Origin of the sequence: Pseudomonas sp. Z3-6 (assembly GCF_051131985.1) — a bacterium.
GTDB lineage: Bacteria > Pseudomonadota > Gammaproteobacteria > Pseudomonadales > Pseudomonadaceae > Aquipseudomonas > Aquipseudomonas zanjanensis.
The window spans coordinates 5,450,213-5,471,646 of record NZ_CP071644.1 but is presented as its reverse complement, the minus strand read 5'-3'; the positions used below and the strand labels follow the sequence as shown (position 1 = coordinate 5,471,646).

General features: G+C 61.1%; 21 protein-coding genes. 13 read left to right on the top strand and 8 right to left on the bottom strand.

Features of this window, described 5'->3' with window-relative positions; genetic code table 11:
* The first annotated feature begins 86 nt into the window (after nucleotides 1-86).
* The 3 genes from zwf to J3P88_RS23730 are packed head-to-tail and all read left to right on the top strand — an operon-like array spanning nucleotide 87 to nucleotide 2,939.
* Nucleotides 87-1,556 carry a glucose-6-phosphate dehydrogenase gene (zwf, locus tag J3P88_RS23740; RefSeq protein ID WP_186709220.1) on the top strand — a complete coding sequence of 490 codons (1,470 nt, stop codon included), beginning with the start codon at nucleotides 87-89 and terminating at the stop codon, nucleotides 1,554-1,556.
* Nucleotides 1,543-2,256, top strand: a complete 714-nt coding sequence (gene pgl / locus J3P88_RS23735; RefSeq protein ID WP_186709215.1) for a 6-phosphogluconolactonase — start codon at nucleotides 1,543-1,545, stop codon at nucleotides 2,254-2,256. The genes zwf and pgl overlap by 14 nt, the downstream gene beginning before the upstream one ends.
* Nucleotides 2,257-2,273: 17 nt before the next feature.
* The gene (locus J3P88_RS23730) at nucleotides 2,274-2,939 is read left to right on the top strand and encodes a bifunctional 4-hydroxy-2-oxoglutarate aldolase/2-dehydro-3-deoxy-phosphogluconate aldolase (RefSeq protein WP_053119112.1); all 666 of its coding nucleotides are present in this window, start codon (nucleotides 2,274-2,276) and stop codon (nucleotides 2,937-2,939) included.
* Nucleotides 2,940-3,050: 111 nt separating this feature from the next.
* On the opposite strand, the gene J3P88_RS23725 is transcribed toward J3P88_RS23730, so the two are convergent.
* Together J3P88_RS23725 and J3P88_RS23720 are read right to left on the bottom strand one after the other, a co-directional pair.
* A complete protein-coding gene (locus tag J3P88_RS23725; protein WP_434571940.1) occupies nucleotides 3,051-4,238 on the bottom strand; it encodes an aminotransferase class V-fold PLP-dependent enzyme in 1,188 nt (395 codons plus the stop codon).
* Between the two features lie 15 nt (nucleotides 4,239-4,253).
* Complete coding sequence (locus tag J3P88_RS23720; protein WP_053119117.1) at nucleotides 4,254-4,490, bottom strand: DUF3820 family protein; 237 nt, start codon at nucleotides 4,488-4,490, stop codon at nucleotides 4,254-4,256.
* A gap of 205 nt (nucleotides 4,491-4,695) precedes the next feature.
* On the opposite strand from J3P88_RS23720, the gene J3P88_RS23715 reads away from it, so the two are divergent.
* The 4 genes from J3P88_RS23715 (at nucleotide 4,696) to J3P88_RS23700 (ending at nucleotide 8,579) form a co-directional block, all read left to right on the top strand.
* A complete protein-coding gene (locus tag J3P88_RS23715; RefSeq protein ID WP_186709209.1) occupies nucleotides 4,696-5,160 on the top strand; it encodes a PA2169 family four-helix-bundle protein in 465 nt (154 codons plus the stop codon).
* Nucleotides 5,161-5,512: 352 nt separating this feature from the next.
* Nucleotides 5,513-7,513, top strand: coding sequence for an FUSC family protein (locus J3P88_RS23710; RefSeq protein ID WP_434571937.1), 2,001 nt, complete (start codon nucleotides 5,513-5,515; stop codon nucleotides 7,511-7,513).
* Entirely contained in the window at nucleotides 7,500-7,706 is a 207-nt protein-coding gene (locus tag J3P88_RS23705; protein ID WP_003198565.1) for a DUF1656 domain-containing protein, read from the top strand. Before J3P88_RS23710 ends, J3P88_RS23705 begins: the two co-directional genes overlap by 14 nt.
* Before the next feature lie 9 nt (nucleotides 7,707-7,715).
* On the top strand, nucleotides 7,716-8,579 hold the full coding sequence (locus J3P88_RS23700; protein WP_186730491.1) for an efflux RND transporter periplasmic adaptor subunit: 864 nt from the start codon (nucleotides 7,716-7,718) through the stop codon (nucleotides 8,577-8,579).
* Nucleotides 8,580-8,753: 174 nt separating this feature from the next.
* On the opposite strand, the gene J3P88_RS23695 is transcribed toward J3P88_RS23700, so the two are convergent.
* Nucleotides 8,754-9,224 carry a MaoC family dehydratase gene (locus J3P88_RS23695; protein WP_014336929.1) on the bottom strand — a complete coding sequence of 157 codons (471 nt, stop codon included), beginning with the start codon at nucleotides 9,222-9,224 and terminating at the stop codon, nucleotides 8,754-8,756.
* A gap of 40 nt (nucleotides 9,225-9,264) precedes the next feature.
* Nucleotides 9,265-10,209, bottom strand: coding sequence for a lysophospholipase (locus tag J3P88_RS23690; RefSeq protein ID WP_434571934.1), 945 nt, complete (start codon nucleotides 10,207-10,209; stop codon nucleotides 9,265-9,267).
* 224 nt (nucleotides 10,210-10,433) lie between these two features.
* Here J3P88_RS23690 and fadD2 point away from each other — a divergent pair, with 224 nt between their 5' ends.
* Nucleotides 10,434-12,122, top strand: coding sequence for a long-chain-fatty-acid--CoA ligase FadD2 (gene fadD2, locus J3P88_RS23685; RefSeq protein ID WP_186730493.1), 1,689 nt, complete (start codon nucleotides 10,434-10,436; stop codon nucleotides 12,120-12,122).
* 365 nt (nucleotides 12,123-12,487) lie between these two features.
* Nucleotides 12,488-14,179: a long-chain-fatty-acid--CoA ligase FadD1 gene (fadD1, locus tag J3P88_RS23680; protein WP_186709199.1), complete on the top strand. Its 1,692-nt coding sequence runs from the start codon at nucleotides 12,488-12,490 to the stop codon at nucleotides 14,177-14,179.
* A 250-nt stretch (nucleotides 14,180-14,429) separates the two neighbouring features.
* Here fadD1 and J3P88_RS23675 read toward each other — a convergent pair whose 3' ends face one another.
* Complete coding sequence (locus J3P88_RS23675) at nucleotides 14,430-14,807, bottom strand: hypothetical protein (RefSeq protein ID WP_186709198.1); 378 nt, start codon at nucleotides 14,805-14,807, stop codon at nucleotides 14,430-14,432.
* 246 nt (nucleotides 14,808-15,053) lie between these two features.
* Here J3P88_RS23675 and J3P88_RS23670 point away from each other — a divergent pair, with 246 nt between their 5' ends.
* Both J3P88_RS23670 and def read left to right on the top strand, forming a co-directional pair.
* Nucleotides 15,054-16,004 carry a YihY/virulence factor BrkB family protein gene (locus J3P88_RS23670; protein ID WP_053119137.1) on the top strand — a complete coding sequence of 317 codons (951 nt, stop codon included), beginning with the start codon at nucleotides 15,054-15,056 and terminating at the stop codon, nucleotides 16,002-16,004.
* A complete protein-coding gene (gene def, locus J3P88_RS23665) occupies nucleotides 16,001-16,540 on the top strand; it encodes a peptide deformylase (protein WP_186709197.1) in 540 nt (179 codons plus the stop codon). The genes J3P88_RS23670 and def overlap by 4 nt, the downstream gene beginning before the upstream one ends.
* A 125-nt stretch (nucleotides 16,541-16,665) precedes the next feature.
* Here the strand turns inward: def and J3P88_RS23660 are convergent, their stop codons facing one another.
* From J3P88_RS23660 to J3P88_RS23650, 3 genes are all read right to left on the bottom strand, one after another.
* Nucleotides 16,666-17,088, bottom strand: coding sequence for a GNAT family N-acetyltransferase (locus tag J3P88_RS23660; protein WP_434571930.1), 423 nt, complete (start codon nucleotides 17,086-17,088; stop codon nucleotides 16,666-16,668).
* Nucleotides 17,089-17,378: 290 nt separating this feature from the next.
* A complete protein-coding gene (locus J3P88_RS23655) occupies nucleotides 17,379-17,933 on the bottom strand; it encodes a hypothetical protein (RefSeq protein WP_434571928.1) in 555 nt (184 codons plus the stop codon).
* Nucleotides 17,934-18,094: 161 nt separating this feature from the next.
* Nucleotides 18,095-19,126 (bottom strand): LacI family DNA-binding transcriptional regulator, encoded by a 1,032-nt coding sequence (locus J3P88_RS23650; RefSeq protein WP_434571926.1) that lies wholly within the window; start codon nucleotides 19,124-19,126, stop codon nucleotides 18,095-18,097.
* Nucleotides 19,127-19,342: 216 nt separating this feature from the next.
* On the opposite strand from J3P88_RS23650, the gene J3P88_RS23645 reads away from it, so the two are divergent.
* The gene (locus J3P88_RS23645) at nucleotides 19,343-19,876 is read left to right on the top strand and encodes a gluconokinase (RefSeq protein WP_186613539.1); all 534 of its coding nucleotides are present in this window, start codon (nucleotides 19,343-19,345) and stop codon (nucleotides 19,874-19,876) included.
* Nucleotides 19,877-19,968: 92 nt separating this feature from the next.
* A complete protein-coding gene (locus tag J3P88_RS23640) occupies nucleotides 19,969-21,321 on the top strand; it encodes a GntP family permease (RefSeq protein ID WP_053182604.1) in 1,353 nt (450 codons plus the stop codon).
* Nucleotides 21,322-21,434 lie beyond the last annotated feature (113 nt).

The window sequence follows — 21,434 nt, the reverse complement described above, 5'->3', positions numbered from 1 at the left end:
AATGTTGTGGTTATTACTACATTTTTCCTTGAGTGATACCTTGAAAAAAGGTATTTGTAGTTTAACTTGATAAAAGAACAAACATCATGCCTTCGATTACGGTTGAACCGTGCACCTTTGCCTTGTTCGGCGCGTTGGGCGATCTGGCCCTGCGCAAGCTCTTTCCTGCCCTGTATCAACTCGATGGCGCTCAACTGTTGCACGAGGACACGCGGATCATAGCGCTGGCCCGTGAACCCGGCGGCGAGCAGCAGCACCTGGCATTCATTGCCGCCGAGCTGCGTCGCTACGTGGGGGAAAAAGACGTGGACGAGGCCGTGCTCGAGCGCTTCCTGGCACGTTTGACCTATCTGCACGTGGATTTCCTCAAGGCCGACGATTACGTTGCCCTGGCCGAAGCGGCCGGTTCGGCCCAGCAGGTCATTGCCTATTTCGCCACCCCGGCGGCGGTGTATGGGGCGATCTGCGAGAACCTGGCGAAGGTTGGCTTGAGCGAAAATACCCGCGTCGTCCTGGAAAAACCGATCGGCTCGGACCTGGAGTCGTCGCGCAAGGTCAACGACGCCGTGGCGCAGTTCTTTCCGGAAAACCGTACCTATCGCATCGACCATTACCTGGGCAAAGAAACGGTCCAGAACCTGATCGCGTTGCGGTTCGCCAACAGCCTGTTCGAGACCCAGTGGAACCAGAACTACATCTCCCACGTGGAAATCACCGTGGCCGAGAAGGTCGGTATCGAGGGCCGCTGGGGTTATTTCGACAAGGCCGGCCAACTGCGGGACATGATCCAGAACCACCTGCTCCAGCTGTTGTGCCTGATCGCCATGGATCCTCCGGCCGACTTGTCCGCCGACAGCATCCGCGACGAGAAGGTCAAGGTGCTCAAGGCCCTGGCGCCGATCAGCCCGGAAGGCCTGACCACCCAGGTGGTGCGCGGCCAGTACATCGCCGGCCATAGCGAAGGCAAGGCGGTGCCTGGCTACCTCGAAGAACCCAATTCCAACACCCAGAGCGACACCGAGACGTTCGTCGCCCTGCGCGCCGACATCCGCAACTGGCGTTGGGCTGGGGTGCCGTTTTACCTGCGTACCGGCAAGCGCATGCCGCAGAAGCTGTCGCAGATCGTCATTCACTTCAAGGAACCGTCCCACTACATCTTCGCCCCCGAGCAGCGCTTGCAGATCAGCAACAAGCTGATCATCCGCCTGCAACCGGACGAAGGGATTTCCTTGCGGGTGATGACCAAGGAGCAGGGCCTGGACAAGGGCATGCAATTGCGCAGTGGTCCGCTGCAACTCAACTTCTCCGACACCTATCGCAGCGCACGTATCCCCGATGCCTACGAGCGGTTGTTGCTGGAAGTCATGAACGGCAATCAGAACCTGTTTGTCCGTAAAGATGAAATTGAAGCCGCGTGGACGTGGTGTGACCAGTTGATCGCCGGGTGGAAGAAGTCCGGCGATGCGCCCAAGCCGTATGCGGCCGGGTCGTGGGGGCCGATGAGCTCCATTGCACTGATCACGCGGGATGGGAGGTCGTGGTATGGCGATATCTGATGTGAAACTGCCGCAGGGCGTCAGCGCCCATGCATTCAAGAATCCGGTGCTGCTGGCCGAAGGCCTGGCGCTGAAGGTGGCCGAGCAGTTGCGCAACGCAATCGACGCGCGCGGTGCGGCGACCCTGGTGGTCTCCGGTGGCCGCAGCCCGGTGGCGTTTTTCCAACACCTGGCCAAGCAGGCGCTGGACTGGTCCAAAGTGGTGGTCAGCCTGGCCGACGAGCGCTGGGTACCGGTTGAGCACGCCGACAGCAACGCCGGCCTGCTCAAGCGTTACCTGTTGCAAGGCGCGGCGGCCAAGGCCCAGTTCCTGAGCCTCTACAGCGCCAGCGCCAACCTGGAAGCGGCGGCCGAACAGGCGGACCGTTTGCTGGCCGAGCTGCCGCCTATCGACGTGTTGGTACTGGGCATGGGCGATGACGGGCATACCGCCTCGCTGTTCCCCGACAGTCCGAACCTGGCCCAGGCCCTGGACATCAATGGCGCACGCCGCTGCTGGCCGATGCTGGCGCCGACCGTGCCGCACCAGCGCCTGACCATGAGCCGCGCCTTGCTGGCTTCGGCGCAACACAAAGTGCTGTCGATTTCCGGCCAATCGAAGTTGACCACATTGAACGCTGCGGTGGCGGGTGACGACGTCGCCGAAATGCCGATCCGCGCGTTTCTGCAACCTACGTTAGAGATTTACTGGTGCCCATGAACCAAGGATCAGCCGCTATGACAAACCCATCCCCGACCGTTTCCATGGCGGACAAAGTTGCCCTGATCGACAGCCTCTGCGCCAAGGCGCGGATCCTGCCGGTGATCACCATCGCCCGTGAACAGGACATCCTGCCGCTGGCCGATGCCCTGGCCGCCGGCGGCCTGACGGCGCTGGAAGTGACGCTGCGTTCCCAATACGGCCTCAAGGCCATCCAGGTGCTGCGCGAGCAGCGTCCGGAACTGGTGACCGGCGCCGGCACGGTGCTCGACCGCCACATGCTGGCCGCCGCCGAGGCTGCCGGTTCGCAGTTCATCGTCACCCCGGGCATTACCCGTGATCTGCTCGAAGCCAGCGTCTACAGCCCGATCCCCTTGCTGCCCGGCATCAGCAACGCCTCGGGCATCATGGAAGGCTACGGCCTGGGCTATCGCCGCTTCAAACTGTTCCCGGCCGAAGTCAGCGGCGGCGTCGCGGCCATCAAGGCCTTGGGCGGTCCGTTCGGCGAAGTGAAATTCTGCCCGACCGGCGGCGTGAGCCCGGCCAACATCAAGAGCTACATGGCGTTGAAAAACGTGATGTGCGTGGGCGGTAGCTGGATGCTCGATCCGGAGTGGATCAAGAACGGCGACTGGGCCCGCATTCAGGAATGCACCGCCGAGGCCTTGGCCCTGCTGGACTGATTTTTTACCGAACCTCGTTGGGTGTTCTACGGTTTACGGTGCGCTTGGTCGGCGCACCGTTTTTTTTTGCCCGGGTTTTCATGCCGGCAAAGATTTCCTGTGGCAAGGGATCTAGGTGCGGCTCAGATGGATCAGTGCCTGGGTCAACCGCTCGATATCACTCGCCAAGGTAATCAACCCCGGAGTAATGCGGATGCACGGCCCGGTGCTGGTCTGGCGCACTACCGTGAAGATCCCATGCTCATTGAGCAATCGATCAGCCATCGCCTGTTGATCGGTGTGGGCGGTAAAGCGCATCGCCGTGATGCCGCAATAGAGGCGCCGGTCATCCGGGGTCATGACTTCGATGCCCGGTACATCGCGCACGGCGTCCACCCACAAGTCACGCAGGTAACAGAGGCGCGCGCCCTTGGCCAAGGCACCCCCCAGGGCCCGATGTTCTTCGAAGACCAGGGGCAGGGTGAGCAAGGCGGGGATGTTCGGCGTGCTGTGGGGCGTGCGGGAGCGGACGTCGGTGGTGGGATAGCTGTCTTCGTCCATGTCCGGATCGATGTCGGCCAACCGCTGTGGGGCGATGTACAGGAAGCCTTGGGAGAGCGGGCCGCCGATCCACTTCTGCAGGTTGAATCCGGCGAATTCGATCCCGAGCTTCTTCAGGTCGAAATCGATCTGGCCCAGGGCATGGGCACCGTCGAGGATGATATCGACGGCAAATTCCCGGGCGCTCTCGGCAATGGCCTGGACCGGCATCACCAAGCCGGTGAGGTGGTTGACGTAGGTCAGCGCCATCAGCTTGAGGCGCGGATAGCGAATGAACGCTTCGCGATAAGTGCCCACCAGGCTTTCGAAGCTGGCGGGGTGCTGGTGGACAATTTCGATCACTTCCACGCCACGCTGGCGGGCCAGCCAGCGCATGGCGCTTTTGACCGAGGCGTACTCCACATCGCAGATCAGCACCTGATCGCCCGGCTTGAGGCCGTTGTAGTTGCGAATCAACGTTTGCAGGGCATCCACGGCGCTGCCAGCCAAGGCCACGCTCTGGGGGGACGCGTGGATCAGCCGGGCCACCTGCCGCCGAATGGCTTCGCCGTGTTCCAGGTCGAAATGCTGGCGCACGTACACCGAATTGCCACGGTTAATGAATTCGATGTTGCGCTGGTACTCCTCCACCACGGTGCGGGACATACGCCCGAAGTAGCCGTTTTCCAGATTGAGCGGCCCGGCGGGGTCGATGTCGTAGCGGTCGACGAAGGTTCGCCAGAAAACTTCATCGTGGGCGCGCAGCGTGTTCTCGGGCATGGCGGTCTCAGTCAGTCAATGGCGAGGTTTGGGCAGGCCATGTTTGGCGCGCAATGGGTCCAGCAGGTCGGACAAGCCGTTGTGGTCGATTTCCTGCATCAAGGCCAGCAAACCGCCCAGCTCTCCCTTCGGGAAACCTTCGCGAGCGAACCAGTTCAGGTATTGACCCGGCAGGTCGGCGAGGATTCGGCCCTTGTATTTTCCGAAGGGCATTTGGCGTGTGACGAGCAATTCGAGCTTTTCCGGATTCATGGCAATTGTCTTGATTCAAACCTGCCTCGAAAATACAGGCATTCTGCATGCAGGCCAAATGACAGATCATGCAAATCGCGCGGATACAGATTTTTGCGTGTTAGTTAACTTTCTGATTTTAAAGAAAATTAACTTTTATTGAGGGCTGGCATGGCCAATGCAATATCCCTTGCAGGTTTTTATTCACCAGCAAAGGAACTGAAAAATGACTGACATCAACAAAGAATCCATCTCTGTCTTGAACGACCTGATCGAGACCAGCAAGGATGGCCAGGAAGGCTTCAAGACCTGCGCTGAAGATATCAAGCACCCCGAACTCAAGGCTCTGTTTGTCAAGCGCGCCGCAGATTGCGCAACCGCCGCGGCTGAGCTGCAAGCAGCGGTTCGTTCCTTGGGCGGCGATCCGGAAACTTCCACCAGCGTCGCCGGTGACCTGCACCGCCGTTGGGTAGATGTAAAATCCATGTTCACCGGCAAGGATGAAGAAGCCGTGTTGAACGAAGCCGAGCGCGGCGAAGACCACGCGCTGAAGGCGTACAAGGAAGCCATCGAGAAGATCAACAAACACAACTTGGTGGGCATCCGTGACCTTGTGGAGCGTCAGTACCACGGTGTGCAACGCAACCATGACCAGGTCAAGGCGCTGCGTAACCAGGCGCGCGCGAGCTAAACAACCCGTCACGCACAAAAAAACGCCAGCATGCTGGCGTTTTTTTGTGTGTGACGACTCAGGTTGAAGGTGAACGCTGTTGTGGCGAGGGGATTTATCCCCGCTGGGTCGCGTAGCGGCCCCATTTGTTTTTGGGCCCGCTTCAGCCCAGCGGGGATAAATCCCCTCGCCACAAGGTCAGGGGAGTCAGGTCGATGGCATTTCAACTCATTCAGCATCAAACAGAAAAAGTGTGTTGTTGAATCCATCCACAATCAGCTCTGGACTCCAATAGATAGCTAGCTAATAATTGCATCGCCCATCCCCTCGCATTGCATCTATTGTTACTGGCGTCCCCCAAAGAGTTTTCCGCGTGCCCATTACTATCCAGGCCTTGTTCGCCCCCGACCGCCTTGCCCTGCAGTTCGCCATCAAGACCGTGCTCGGCGGTGGGTTGGCGTTGTGGCTGGCCTTGCGCTTGGGGCTGGAGCAGCCGTCGTGGGCGCTGATGACCGCGTTCATCGTCGCCCAGCCCTTGTCCGGGATGGTGGTGCAGAAGGGCTTGGCGCGATTGCTCGGCACATTGGTGGGCACCGTCATGTCGGTGGTGTTCATGGGCCTGTTCGCCCAGGCACCGTGGTTATTCCTGCTGGCGTTGGCACTCTGGTTGGGCCTGTGCACGGCCTGCTCGACGCTGCTGCGCAGTGCCTGGTCGTACTCATTCGTGTTGGCCGGTTACACGGTGGCGATCATTGCCTTGCCGGCCCTTTCCCATCCGCTGGGCGTGTTCGATCAGGCGGTGGCGCGCTGCACCGAGATCAGCCTGGGCATCGTCTGCGCCACGGCGGCCAGCGCCTTGCTCTGGCCGTTGCGGGTCGAGCGGCAATTGGCCGGTCAGGCGCTGGCGGCGTGGCAAAGCGGTATGCAGGCCGCCCGTGCGACCCTGGCCGGCGATGCCCAGGCCCGTAAAGGGTTGCTGGAAATCCTGGGCAGGATTGTCGCGGTGGATGCCCAGCGTGAACATGCCTGGTTCGAAGGCAGCCGTGGCCGGCAGCGCGCCCGGGCCATCAGCGGCTTGAGCCAGAAGTTGCTGATGCTGTTGCGCCTTTCACGCTCGGTGCGGCGGCAGTGGAAGCAGCTCGACCCCGAGGAAACCGTGGCGCTCCAGCCATGGATGAACGAGGTACAGCAAGCCCTCGACGCCGACAGTGCGACCCTCCAAGCCTTGCGTCCCCGGGTATGGGATGCGTCCCACGATCCGCAGTTCAGCGCGGCGCAAAGTTACTGCCTGGCTCGCTTCGCCTTGTTGCTCGATACTGCCCTGGCCGCCTGCGCCGCCTTGACGGCGGTGCAGGAGGGTAGGGAAGCGGCGGATCCACCTCGCACCCTGGCGCCCCATCGCGACTTGTCCCTGGCCATGGTCTTCGGCGCTCGCAGCGCCCTGGCGTTCCTGGTCGTTGCCTGTTTCTGGCTGGCGACCGCCTGGCCCGCCGCATCGGGTGCGATGCTGCTGACGTGCGTGGTGTGCAGCCTGTTCGCCAGTCGTGAAAACGGCGCGCAGATCGGCATGAGTTTTCTACGGGGCATCCTGTTGGCCGTGCCCACGGCGTTCGTGATCGGCGAGCTCATACTGCCGCAATGGAGCAGTTTCGCAATGCTGTGCATGGCCATGGGCGTGCCGTTGTTTTTCGGCGCATTGGGCATGGCCAAGCCGCAGATCTTCGCCACGGCGACGTCGTTCTGCCTGCATTTCGTGGTGCTGATTTCGCCGCTCAATGCGATGAAATACGACGTCGCGGCGTTCTTCAACAACGCCCAGGCGATGATGATCGGGGTGGGCGCGGCGGTGCTGGCTTTCAATCTGCTGATTTTGCGCAACCCGGCCTGGCACAGCCGCCGCCTGCTGGCGGCGACCCTCCACGATCTGGTGCGCCTGACCCATCGCAGCCTGCGTGGCGCCGAGAGCTGGTTCGGTGGGCGCATGGCCGACCGGCTGTTGCAGCTGGCGCGGCATTACCCTGAATTGCCGGTGCAGGCGCGCAGCCGTTGGGATGATGGTTTGCTTGGCTTGGACATTGGCGATGAGTTGCTGCATTTGCGCCTGAGCCTGGCCGTCGCCCAAGTGCCCGATACCCGGGCGCAGCGCCGTTATTTCGAAGCGTTGGAGCAGGTACTCGAACGCGGCCCGGCCGGTGACCAGGCCGATGCGCTGGCCCCGGCGAGCGCCGAGTTCCTGAACGTGCTGGCTGCCCAGCCGCCCGGTGACGCACTGAAGCTGGCCCAAGGCGCGGTGGTGCAATTGCAAAACAGCTGGCGCGCCTGGTGCCGCCAGCACGAACCTGAACGACGGGAGCACAGCCATGGGCTTGCGTGAGTGGTCGATCGGCGGGGTGTTGCTCAGCCCGTTCCTGATTTATGTGGTGCTGGCCTTGCTGGTGACGGGTGCGTTGCGCCTGTTGCTCAGCCTGGTGCCGGCCGGGCGCTGGATCTGGCATGAAGCCTTGTTCGACTGCGCCCTGTATGTCTGTGTCCTGACTGTTATTACCGTGGTCCTCGGGCCGCTATAGGAGTTGAACATGCGTACATCCGTACGTGTTGCCGTCACGCTGTGCATGGTGGCCGTGGCGATCTTCGCCGGCTTTCACCTGTGGCAGTACTACATGCTCACACCCTGGACCCGCGATGCGCGGATCCGCGCCGACGTGGTGGTGATTGCCCCCGATGTGTCGGGGTGGGTGCGCGAGCTCAAGGCGGTGGATAACCAGCAGGTCAAGGCTGGCGACCTGCTGTTGAGCATTGATCGCGAGCGTTTCGAAGCGGCGCTGGAGAAGGCCCGGGCCGTGGTCCAGACACGCCAGCAGCAGTTGAGTCTGCGTGAACACGAAGCCAGTCGCCGCGCCGCCTTGGGGCCCCAGGCCATCAGTGCCGAACTGCGGGAAAACGCCCAGATCAACGCCGGCATCGCCCGGGGTGAATTGCGCGAAGCCCAGGCCGAGGCCAAGGTGGCCGAACTCAACCTGGCCCGCAGCCAGGTCCTGGCCCCCCGCAGCGGCCACATCACCAACCTGCGCCTGGCCGAAGGCAACTACGTGAATGCCGGGCAGCCGGTCATGGCGCTGATCGACGACTCGACGTTTTATGTTCAGGCCTATTTCGAAGAGACCAAGTTGCCCAGGATTCGTGTGGGCGATCCGGTCAAGGTCTGGCTGATGAGTGCCGGCCATGCGCTGGAGGGGCATGTCGAAAGCATCAGTCGTGGCATTACCGACCGCAACACCAACCCCGATGCGCAGTTGCTGGCGGAGGTCGAGCCGACCTTCAACTGGGTGCGCCTGGCCCAGCGGATCCCGGTGCGGATCAAGCTGGACAAGGTGCCTGAGGGCGTGAACCTGAGCGCCGGGATGACGGCGAGCGTGCAGGTGCGGGAAGACCCGCAATAACCGCCGCGCTGCGTTCCCTGTGGCGAGGGAGCTTGCTCCCGCTGGGGCGCGAAGCGTCCCCAAAAAAGGCGCCCACGTTAGATCTGATCAAACGCGGGCGCTTTTTTTACGACGGCTTCGCCGCCGAGCGGGAGCAAGCTCCCTCGCCACAGTTCATTCAATCCACAGGGTGCATCAACCGACAGTAATCGCCGGCAACGTCGGCAACGTCACGGTCTGCTGCTTGCGCGGGGCGAGGATCTCGGCTTCGCCGTCCACTACCAGCTCGTCGCGCTGGTTGAATACGCGGGTGGCGATACGCACGCGGAACTTCGGCAGTTTTTCCAGGATTTCCAGGCGCACGGTCAGGGTGTCGCCAATTTTCACTGGTTTCTGGAAACTCATCTGCTGGCCGATGTAGATGGTGCCCGGCCCAGGCAACTCACACGCCACCGCCGCGCTGATCAGCGCACCGCTGAACATGCCATGGGCGATGCGCTCCTTGAACATGCTCGCCGCGGCGAATTCGGCGTCCAGGTGCACCGGGTTGTGATCGCCCGACATCGCCGCGAACAGCTGGATGTCGCGTTCCTCGACGGTCTTGCTGTAGCTGGCGGTCTGGCCGATTTCGAGGGCTTCGTAAGGGGTGTTGGTAACCTGGGTCATCTGTTTCAGATCCTGTGGGGTAAAGAAAAGCGTCGCAAACCTACTCGCTGCGTGGCGGCCGCTTGTGGTCCAAGGCCTGGGCGATCCAGGCCAGCACGTCGGCGGTCACTTCATCGCGGTTGGTTTCATTGAACAATTCGTGCCGGGCCTGCGGGTAAATCGTCAATTGCAGGTGTTGGCTGCCGGCGTCGCGCAGGGCGTCGGCCAGATCCTTCAGACGCTTGCCTTCGCTCACCGGATCACATTCACCGCCGATCACCAGCAGGGGCAGGCCCGGATCGATCTGGGCGAGATTGGACGCTTTGCTGATTTGCTGCAAGCCGCCGAGCAGGTCAATCCAAAGCTGATTGGTGCAACGGAAACCGCACAAGGGGTCGTGGATGTATTTATCAACTTCGATCGGGTCACGGCTGAGCCAGTCGAAGGGGGTACGCGTCGGCTTGAATTTCTTGTTGAAACTGCCGAACGACAGCCACTCGATCAGGGCGCTGCGCCCCGCCGCACCCTGGCGTCGGCGTTCGAAGCGGGCGATCAGGCGAGCGCTGCGATAGAGCACCACCGGTTGAAAGTTCGAGCCGCTGAGAATCGCCCCGTGCAGGCTGGCGCTGTGATGCAGCAGGTAACCCTGGGCCAGGTAGCTGCCCATGCTGTGGCCCAGTAGCAGAATAGGCGTATCCGGATGTTGCTGGCCGATGTGATGGTTGAGGCTGGCCAGGTCGCCCACGACCTTGGCCCAGCCGTCCTCGTCGGCAAAGTGACCGAGGATCGCTTCTTCGCCGGTCTTGCCATGGCCGCGCAGGTCCAGCGCGTAGACTCCGTAACCTTCGTCGCACAGCGCCTGGGCCAGGCGGGCGTAGCGGCCGCTGTGTTCGGCCATGCCATGGGCCAGCATGACCACCGCCAACGGGGCGGTTTCAGGCAGCCACTGGTTGACGAACAGGCGGCTGTGGTCGGTCGCGGTCAGCCAGAACGTTTGGTGGATCATGGCGGTTCCTTTGCACAAAGTCAGACGCTGCGTCGCTGCATTGTATAGCGCATCCGCTGCGTCTCGCCTGATCAGGCTGATCCATGGGAGGAAGATTCACACAATCTATGACGCAGGTTGCCATATTTGCCTGATTCGCCATAGCTGCTAGTGTCCCAGGAGCTCCGCCTCTGCAAGCGATACAGACGCGGCCCGGATATGCTCAGGTAAAGAGGACAAAAACAATGCAGCCTGATTTCTGGAATGACAAGCGCCCGGCCGGCGTGCCCCTGGATGTCGACCTTGGGGCCTACAAGTCGGTGGTCGAGGTGTTCGAGCGTTCCTGCAAGAAATTCGCCGACCGCCCGGCGTTCAGCAACATGGGGGTGACCCTCACGTACGCCGAGCTCGAGCGCCACAGCGCAGCCTTCGCCGGTTACCTGCAAGCCCATACCGACCTGGCGCCGGGCGATCGTATCGCGGTGCAGATGCCTAACATCCTGCAGTACCCGATCGCCGTGTTCGGTGCGTTGCGCGCCGGGCTGATCGTGGTCAACACCAACCCGCTGTACACCCCGCGGGAAATGCGTCATCAGTTCAAGGACTCCGGTGCCCGGGCGCTGGTGTACCTGAACATGTTCGGGCAGAAAGTCCAGGAGGTGTTGCCCGACACGGACTTGCAATACCTGATCGAAGCGAAGATGGGTGACCTGATGCCCACCGCCAAGGGCTGGCTGGTCAACACGGTGGTGAGCAAGGTCAAGAAAATGGTCCCGGACTATTCGCTGCCCCAGGCCATTTCCTTCAAGAGCGCCTTGCGCCTGGGACGCGGCCAGGGCATCAAGCCGTTGAAGGTCAGCCTCGATGACATTGCCGTGCTGCAATACACCGGCGGCACCACCGGGTTGGCAAAGGGGGCGATGCTGACCCACGGCAACCTGGTGGCCAACATGCAACAGGCCCGGGCGTGCCTGGGACAGCTCGGCGATGACGGCCAGCCGCTGCTGCGCGAAGGCCAGGAGGTCATGATCGCGCCATTGCCGCTGTACCATATCTATGCGTTCACGGCGAACTGCATGTGCATGATGGTGACCGGCAACCACAACGTGCTGATCACCAATCCGCGGGACATCGGTGGCTTCATCAAGGAGCTGAAGAACTGGCGTTTCTCGTTATTGCTGGGGCTCAACACGCTGTTCGTGGCGCTGATGGACCATCCGGATTTCAAGACCCTGGATTTTTCCCACCTCAAGGTCACCAACTCCGGCGGCACCGCGTTGATCAAGGCCACCGCCGAGCGCTGGCAACAGATTACCGGTTGCGGCATTACCGAGGGGTATGGCCTGACCGAGACCTCGCCGGTGGCCAGCGCCAATCCTTATGGCGGCAAGTCCCGCCTGGGCACGGTGGGGATGCCGGTGCCGGGCACGCTGATGAAAGTGATCGACGACGAGGGCGTCGAGCAACCCCTGGGCGAGCGTGGCGAGCTGTGCATCAAGGGACCGCAGATCATGAAAGGCTACTGGAACAAACCCGAGGCCACGGCCGAAGTGCTGGACAGCGAGGGCTGGTTCAAGTCCGGCGACATCGCGGTGATCGACCCGGACGGGTTCGTGCGCATCGTTGACCGCAAGAAGGACATGATCATCGTCTCGGGTTTCAACGTGTACCCCAACGAAATCGAAGACGTCGTGATGGCCCACCCCAAGGTCGCCAACTGCGCGGTGATCGGCGTGCCGGACGAGCGTTCGGGCGAGGCGGTGAAGTTGTTCGTGGTGGCGCGGGAAACCGGGGTCAGCCTTGAAGAACTCAAGGCCTACTGCAAGGAGAACTTCACCGGCTACAAGATTCCCAAGCACATCGTCTTGCGGGACTCATTGCCGATGACGCCGGTGGGCAAGATCCTGCGGCGGGAGTTGCGGGATATCGCCTGAGGCGCCTGCCTCATGGTGTTTTTTGTGGGAGCGAGCCTGCTCGCGAAAGCGGCATATCAGCCAACATCTTTGTTACTGATATGCCGCTTTCGCGAGCAGGCTCGCTCCCACAGATTTTTGTGTATTCAGGGCGATGCAGCGGGGGTTTGGAATTTTTACTCTAAAAGTGACCATTGAATGGTCATGAGTCATGTTTATGACTATGGGGGTTGTTTTTGGCTCTAGGCGACCCTCGGCAAAGCTGCTACTCTCGGCGCGCTTTTGTGACTTCTCGGCCTTGATTCAAGCCAGATTCACCAATAAACACACCAATAATAATCGCATCAAATGCGGTGAGAATTCGCGTTGCTGAGGAGTGGGCTTCCATGATCGAAGACTTTTGGAAGGATAAGTACCCAGCTGGGATTGCTGCCGACATCAATCCAGACGAGTATCCGAATATTCAGGCGGTGTTGAAGCAGTCCTGCCAACGCTTTGCCAACAAGCCGGCATTCAGCAACCTCGGCAAGACGATCACCTACGGTGAGCTCTACGAGTTGTCCGGGGCGTTTGCCGCGTACCTGCAACAGCATACCGATTTACAGCCGGGCGATCGAATCGCCGTGCAGTTGCCCAACGTTCTCCAGTACCCGGTGGCCGTGTTCGGTGCGATCCGCGCCGGGCTGATCGTGGTCAACACCAACCCGTTGTACACCGCGCGGGAAATGGAACACCAGTTCAATGACTCCGGTGCCAAGGCGCTGGTGTGCCTGGCGAACATGGCGCACCTGGCGGAAACCGTGGTGCCGAAGACGGGTGTCAAGCACGTCATCGTCACCGAAGTCGCCGACCTGCTGCCGCCACTCAAGCGCCTGTTGATCAACAGCGTGATCAAGTACGTCAAGAAAATGGTCCCGGCCTATCACTTGCCCAAGGCCGTGAAGTTCAACGACGTGTTGAGCAAAGGCCACGGCCAGCCCGTGAACGAAGCCAACCCCTCCAGCGACGATGTGGCCGTGCTGCAATACACCGGTGGTACCACCGGCGTGGCCAAGGGCGCGATGCTCAGCCACCGCAACCTGGTGGCCAACATGCTGCAGTGCAAGGCGCTGATGGGCTCCAACCTCAATGAAGGTTGTGAGGTACTGATCACGCCACTGCCGCTTTACCACATTTATGCGTTCACCTTTCATTGCATGGCGATGATGCTGATCGGCAACCACAACATCCTGATCAGCAACCCGCGTGACCTCTCGGCGATGGTCAAGGAACTGTCGAAGTGGAAGTTCAGCGGTTTCGTCGGCCTCAATACGCTGTTCGTGGCCCTGTGCAACAACGAAGCCTTCCGCAAGCTGGACTTCTCGGCCCTGAAAGTCACCCTGTCCGGTGGCATGGCCCTGCAACTCGCGGCAGCCGAGCGCTGGAAAGCGGTCACTGGTTGCCCGATCTGCGAAGGTTATGGCATGACCGAAACCAGCCCGGTGGCCACGGTCAACCCGATCCAGCACATCCAGGTCGGTACCATCGGCATCCCCGTGCCGTCGACGCTGTGCAAGGTGATCAATGACGCGGGCGTCGAACAGCCGTTGGGCGAAATCGGCGAGTTGTGCGTGAAAGGCCCGCAGGTCATGAAAGGCTACTGGCAGCGCCAGGAAGCCACCGATGAGATCCTCGACAGCGAAGGCTGGCTCAAGACCGGTGACATCGCGCTGATCCAGCCGGATGGCTACATGCGCATCGTCGATCGCAAGAAAGACATGATCCTGATCTCCGGTTTCAACGTGTACCCCAACGAGCTGGAAGATGTGCTGGCAACCCTGCCGGGCGTGCTGCAATGCGCGGCCATCGGCATCCCGGACGAGAAGTCTGGCGAGGCGATCAAGATCTTCATCGTCGCACGGCCGGGTGTCACGTTGACCAAGGAACAGGTGATGGAGCACATGCGCGCCAACGTCACCGGCTACAAGGTGCCCAAGGCCGTGGAATTCCGCGATGCCTTGCCTACCACCAACGTGGGCAAGATCCTGCGGCGCGAGTTGCGTGATGAAGAGCTTAAAAAGCTGGGGCTGAAGAAGTAAGGCCGTTGCCAATGACAAAGCCCCGCTGATGCGGGGCTTTTCATGTGCGGCGAATGTCCCGAGGCGGGGCCGCTTTTTGTGGCGAGGGAGCTTGCTCGCGCTGGGCTGTGGGAGCAAAGCTTGCTCGCGAAACAGGCGCCTCGATTCTGTAAGACCGCATCGCGTCCATCGCGGGCAAGCCTTGCTCCCACATAGCGGGAGCAAGCTCCCTCGCCACAACAGCTCCCCTGCAATCAACCTATGTGGAGCATTACAACCTGAACTGCGCAAAATCCAGGTTGGTGCCACCCGGCCGCATGTCCTGCAGGTAGGAATCCTTGTCGGCGCTCAGCTCCAGGCTCAGGGCTGCCTTGCGTTTACCCTGGTTGCGCACTTCCAGGCCTTCCATTTTTTCGCGCAGGAACACGGTCGGCACTTTCAAGTGCAGCAGCTCATCGGTGGCCGGCGTGTGCAGCAGCAGGTGGATCCATTCGTACTGACCGATGGCCAGGCGCGCCACCGGGATATCGAACCAGAAGATGTTACGGTTGCGGTTCAATTCGCTGAAGTGGCAGTTGTTGACGCCCAGTACGGCGCCGCCCAGTTCAAGGTTTCTGCGGGCGATGGCCTGCTTTTTATCGAGTTTCATAACGTTCCTACGGGGTTGGAGCTTCAGGCCGCCGCCTGAATACGTGGGGCATTCTCGGTGGTTGCCGGGTAAACATAAAGCCCCGCCTGTACGAACGATGAAACTTGGCTTGGCAATCATCGGTCAACTCAGCGTCGGGCCTGAAAAGACGAAATTGATCCAACGTCGCCAAACAGGCTACTTTGTCGTGGCAACGCCCCTGAGTCGCCAAGCGACCACCCCTTTTTGCGGCGAAAGGAGACGCACATGATGTTCCCGGCCTTGAAAGGCTTACCCTTGCATCGTGTGATGATGCGCACCGTGACCGAATTTCTCGACGACGAGATGTCGACCTACGCCTCGGCTTTGGCCTACCAAATGCTGTTTTCGCTGTTCCCGTTCATTCTCTTTCTGATCGCATTGATCGGCTTCCTGCACCTGCCGGACTTCTTCTCCTGGCTGCGCCTGCAATCGGAACTGGTGCTGCCGCCCCAGGCCCTGGAGCAGGTCAACCCGGTGATCGACCAGCTCCAGCAATCCAAGGGCGGCTTGTTGTCGGTGGGTATCGTCATTGCCTTGTGGACCGCTTCGGCGGGCGTGCGGTTGATGATGAGCGCGATGAACGCCGCCTACGACGTGGTCGAGGGCCGTCCGGCCTGGAAGCGCTTTCCGCTGTCGATCTTCTACACGGTCGGCATCGCCGGCATGCTGCTGGCCGCCGCGGCGCTGATGGTGCTCGGGCCGCAGGTGATGGGCTGGATTGCGGCCCAGGTCGGCCTGGAGGAGTTCATCGTCACGCTCTGGACGATTGTGCGCTGGCCGGTGATCGTGTTCTTGCTGATGGTCGCCGTGGCACTGATCTATTACGTGATGCCCGACGTCAAGCAGGAGTTTCGCTTCATCACCCCAGGGTCGGTGCTGGCGGTGGTGGTGTGGATCATCGCCTCCCTGGGCTTCGCGTTTTACGTCAAGACCTTTGCCAACTACAACGCCATGTATGGCAGCATTGGCGCGATCATCGTGTTGTTGCTGTATTTCTATATTTCTGCGGCGGTGCTGTTGCTCGGTGCGGAGATGAATGCGGTGATCGAGCACATGTCCGCCGAGGGCAAGAATCCAGGTGAAAAGAACCCGGGCGAGCATGAAAAGCAGCACGTGTCCGGCCTGGGGCGCGACCATTCCATCCCTCACACCCACCCTGACGAAGCCCGACCATGATCCGTGAAATCCTGAAAATGGGCGACGAACGCCTGCTGCGCATCGCCCCCCCGGTGCCCGCCGACCTGTTCGACAGCCCTGAGTTGTGGCAATTGATCGACGACATGTTCCAGACCATGGAAAGCGTCGGCGGCGTCGGTCTGGCGGCGCCGCAGATCGGCGTCGACTTGCAACTGGTGATCTTCGGCTTCGAACACAGCGAGCGTTACCCCGACGCCGAGGCGGTGCCCCAGACGATCCTGATCAACCCATTGATCACTCCGTTGGGCCCGCAGATGGAAGAGGGTTTTGAGGGTTGCCTGTCGGTACCGGGCCTGCGCGGTGCGGTGGATCGCTACCAGGACATCCGCTACGAAGGCTTCGACCCCAAGGGCGAGCCGATCGTGCGCTACGCGTCGGGCTTCCATGCGCGGGTGGTACAGCATGAATGCGATCACCTGATCGGGCGCTTGTACCCGTCGCGCATTACGGATTTCAGCAAGTTCGGCTTTACCGAGGTGATGTTTCCGGACCTGGATCCCATGGCCGACGACTAATAACCCGCCCCCGAACCCTGTGGGAGCGGGCTTGCTCGCGAAAGCGGTAGGTCAGCTTGCATTGATGTTGAATGTGCCGCCGTCTTCGCGGGCAAGCCCGCTCCCACATTGATCTGTATTGCACTTCAGGACTGTGTATTTAGCTTTAACCCCATCGCAATCATCGGCTTGCTGCGCGCATACCGGCTCAGGCGCTCGGCCATGGCATAGGGCAGTTCAGGATCGAAGCTGAAACCACGTCGCTCATAAAAACCACGCAAGTCCGGGTGACAGAACAGCCACACCGGCTCATCCACGTCTTTCACTGCCTCGGCGATCAACCGCGCGCCAATGCCCTGTACGCGGTACGTCGGGTCGACGAACAACCCGGTCAACCAATGCCCGCCCGACACGGGCCGCAGGCACAGGGCGGCGACGATCTCATCGCGTCTTGCTACCCACAATTGTGCGTCACGCACCGCTTTCATCGAAGATTGGTGGGCGCGGTAAAACTTGTTCATCAGTGGCCACAGCGGCTCGTCGAGTTGCGTGTAATGGATTTCGGACATGGCAGGGTCGTGGGGCAAAAGGGGGAGGCGATTATAAAAGAACGCGGGTGCGGCGATAGGTGTATACCTGACTGCACATCCCGTATGAGTGGAGTACGTATCATGGCCAAAGGCATGGATTCAAAAAAAGCGGCAAAGAAAAAACCGGCGAAGAGTGCTGATGAAAAGCGTGCCGACAAGAAGGCCAAGAAGGTGAATCTGTTCGGTCATTGAGCCGCTATCGTCCGGGTTGGCCTCGGTTTGAGTTGGGACGGTCGCCCCAGCTCAACCCCTTCGTTATGTGTCGAAGCTCAAAGCGAGGCGAGAAACATGTCCGTGGCCGAGGCCTTGTCGCCCGTGCGGCTTTCCTCGGCCTTTTCCACTTGCGCCATCGCCGATTTGTCCTGCATGCGCTGGGCAACCTCCTGACTGACGGCCATCTGCTTCTCGGGCGGCATCGCCTCCAACTCTTCCTGGGTAATGCCCATCTCTTCAAGGATGCTGTCGCGCAGGCGCTCTTCGGGCGTCTTGCTCATGTAGTCCTTGAATTCTGCCGTCGCGGAGCCGCCAAGCATCGTGGTTTCTTCGGCCGCTGACAAAGCAACGGTCTGCAAGTGCACGCGGGTCTTGGCGAATGCCTCGTCCACCTTGTCGCTGATGGCGGTGGCGGCGCTGACCTGCTGCGTGGCTTGTCGAGTGAAGGCGTCCTGGACCTGGGCACTGCCCTGGCTGGCCTGGGCCTGGACGTTATCGCGCAACGCCTGCAATGCGGCGCTTTGCAGGCCGCTGGCGGCTTCGGCGATGGGATCCTCGCCCGGGCGCTTGAGGGGCAAGACCATCGCTTGCTGTTTTGCACTGACCAACATGATGAACACCTTGTAGGTAATGGCTGAGCGAGGGGCAGGAGCAATTCCCATGCCGTGCCGCGAGAACCTTATTCCAAGGGCTTTTAGACGGGCGTGCTGCGAGCGGGGCGGCCAATCCTTGCCGTTCGTCGGCAGGGATCGACCGCCTCGTGCCGGGTCGCTCAGGTGCTTTCGCGTACCTTGAGCTCAAAGCCCATGTCCACCACCGGTTGGGCGATGCGGTTGCCGGCCATCAGCGTCAGCATCTGTTCGGCGGCGCGACGGCCGATGGCTTCCCGTGGGGTGCTGATACTGCTCAGGCGCGGCACCATGTGGGCCGAGGCGGGCAGGTCGTTGAAGCCCAGGACCGAGACCTGCTCGGGGATCTTGATGCCGCAGCGCAGGGCCTCGAACAAGGCGCCGTGGGCCAGGTCGTCGTTGCCGAAGAAAATCGCATCGACGTCCGGGTGGCTGTCGAGCAATTGCAGGAACAATTCGCCACCCAGGCCCACCGAGGAGGGGCGTGGGGTCAGCAGTTCCAGGTCCGGGTCATACAAGCCGGCCTTCTGCAGGGCGCGACGAAAGCCTTCGCCGCGCAGCAGGGTGCGTTGGTCCAGCTGCGCGCCGATGTAGGCCAGGCGCTTGCGCCCTTTGGAAATCAAGTGCCCGGCCGCCGTTTCGCCCGCCTTGAGCTGGGAAAAACCAACGCAGTTGAGCCCGGCGCCGGGGTCCAGTTCCATCATGTACACGCAGGGAATGTTGCTGGCCTCGATCATCCGCCGGGCGCTTTCAGTGCGGTCGAAACCGGTCAGCAGCAAACCCCGTGGCTGATAGGCCATGTAGTTGCGCAACAGGTCTTCTTCTTCGTCCCGGGAGTAGTGGTAGTTACCGATCACCACTTCGAAGCCCTTGGGCCGCAAGACGCGATGGATGGCTTCCAGAGTGTCGATGAACAACAGGTTGGACAACGACGGCACCAACACCACCACCGAATGACTCTGGGCCGAAGCCAGGGCACGGGCGGCGGGATTGACGACGTAGTTGAGCTCCACGGCGGCCTGGCGGACTTTTTCCACCAGTTCCGAGGCAACGGTGCTGACGCCGCGCAGGGCACGGGAGGCGGTGATGGGGCTGACACCGGCCAGGCGTGCGACTTCGTTGAGCGTGGGGCGACCGGTGGTGCGAGTATTCTTATCGTTTTTAGGGGCGGTCATCAGGGCGGCTTGCCAAACAAAAATCAAGGCACTAAGGTAGCGCTGTCTCGACGCCGCTGCAAATGCGTGAACGGGGGTTGCCTGATCTCCCGTCCGCTCGCGTCGTGAACGAACATGCTGCAACCACAAAAATGACAAGAAGGCGTCGGCAACTTCTGCTTTTGCTGCGGTGTCATAACTGGCAAAGGTAGCGCTGTCTGCGCGCTGAGGTGTTACATGAACAATCCCATCACCGCCCTGGTCATCATGGGCGTTGCCGGTTGCGGCAAGACATGCGTCAGCCAGGCCCTGTGCCAATTGAGCGGCGCCACCGCCATCGAAGGCGACACCTTCCACCCCGCGGCCAACATCCAGAAGATGAGCGCCGGTATTCCCCTGAACGACGACGACCGTGCCGGCTGGCTCGACAGCCTGTGCGATGAGTTGCGCCGTGTCGACGCCACGGGCGAGCGCCCGGTGCTGACCTGCTCGGCCCTCAAGCACAGTTATCGCGAGCGTCTGCGCAGTGCCTTGCCCGGCCTGGGCTTCGTATTCCTTGAATTGACCCCCGAAGTGGCCGCCGATCGCGTTTCCCACCGTCCCGGTCATTTCATGCCGTCGACTCTGATCGACAGCCAGTTTGCCACCCTTGAATCCCCTGTCGGCGAGCCCCTGACCCTGGCTCTGGACGCGTCCAGCCACAGCATCGACGAACTGGCGCGCCAGGCTTACGTCTGGTGGTTGGCCCACGGTTTGAAGCTTGCCGGCTGAGTTTCAAAAAATTTGCGTCAGAAAGATAGCGCTGTCCCGACGGCTTATAAATAACTGCTTCAATAACAACAACAAATCAGGAGACACCTCCCATGTTCGGCATGTCCCACGAGACGTTCCTACTGCTTGATGCAGTGGTCACGGTGATCGGACTCATCGTCCTCATCACCAAGTTCAAATTCCACCCGTTCATTGCACTGACCATCGCCGCCGCGTTCCTCGGCCTGACGTCGGGCATGCCGACCGGCACCATCATCAAGGCGTTCCAGGACGGCTTCGGTGGCGTGCTCGGCTTTGTCGGCATCATCCTGGCGCTGGGTACGATGCTCGGCAAGATGATGGCCGAGTCGGGCGGGGCCGATCAGATTGCCCAGACCTTGATCCGTGCCTTCGGCAAGGACAAGGTGCAGTGGGCGATGATGTTCGCCGCGTTCCTGGTGGGCATCCCGCTGTTCTTCGAGATCGGCTTCGTGTTGCTGATCCCGCTGGTGTTCATCGTGGCGCGCCGCACCGGCGTGTCGATCATCAAGATCGGTATCCCGTTGCTGGCCGGCCTTTCCGCGGTCCACGGCCTGGTGCCACCGCACCCGGGTCCGCTGCTGGCGATCGGCATCTTTGGCGCAGACATCGGCAAGACCATTCTCTATGGCCTGATCGTCGCACTGCCGACCGCCATCATTGCCGGCCCGATCTTCGGTACGTTCATTGCCAAGCACATCCCCGGCCATCCGAACCAGGAATTGGTGGATCAACTGGCCCGCGAGACGAACGCCGCCGAGCTGCCAAGCTTCAGCATCACCCTGATCACCGTACTGTCGCCGGTGTTCCTGATGTTGCTCAAGACCTTTGCTGACGTAGCGCTGCCGGACGGCAACCTCTTCCGCGTCTGGATGGACATGATCGGCCACCCGATCTCGGCCTTGCTGCTGGCGTTGCTGCTGTCGCTGTACACCTTCGGCTACAAGCAGGGCATCGGCTCCAGCCAGATGCTCAAATGGCTGGACGCAAGCCTGGCCCCGACTGCCGCGATCATCCTGATCATCGGTGCCGGTGGCGGCTTCAAGCAGATGCTGGTGACCAGCGGCGTGGGCGATGTGATCGGCCACATGGCGGTCAGTGCGCAGATTTCGCCGATCCTATTGGCGTGGCTGGTGGCGGCGGTGATTCGTATTGCGACCGGTTCGGCCACTGTGGCGACCATTACGGGGGCCGGGATCGTGGTGCCGGTGGTGGGGATGATGCCGGGCGTGAACCGTGAGCTGCTGGTGCTGGCGACCGGTGCCGGTTCGTTGATCCTGTCCCACGTGAACGACGCAGGTTTCTGGCTGGTCAAGCAGTACTTCAACATGACCGTGGCCGAAACCTTCAAGACCTGGACCGCGATGGAAACCATCCTGTCCGTGGTGGGGCTGATCTTTATCCTGCTGTTGTCGCTGGTGATCTAACAGGCGCTGCGGCACAAACTGTGGGAGCGGGCTTGCTCGCGAAGGCGTTGTCTCAGTCGAGTAGATGATGACTGACACACCGCCTTCGCGAGCAAGCCCGCTCCCACATTAGT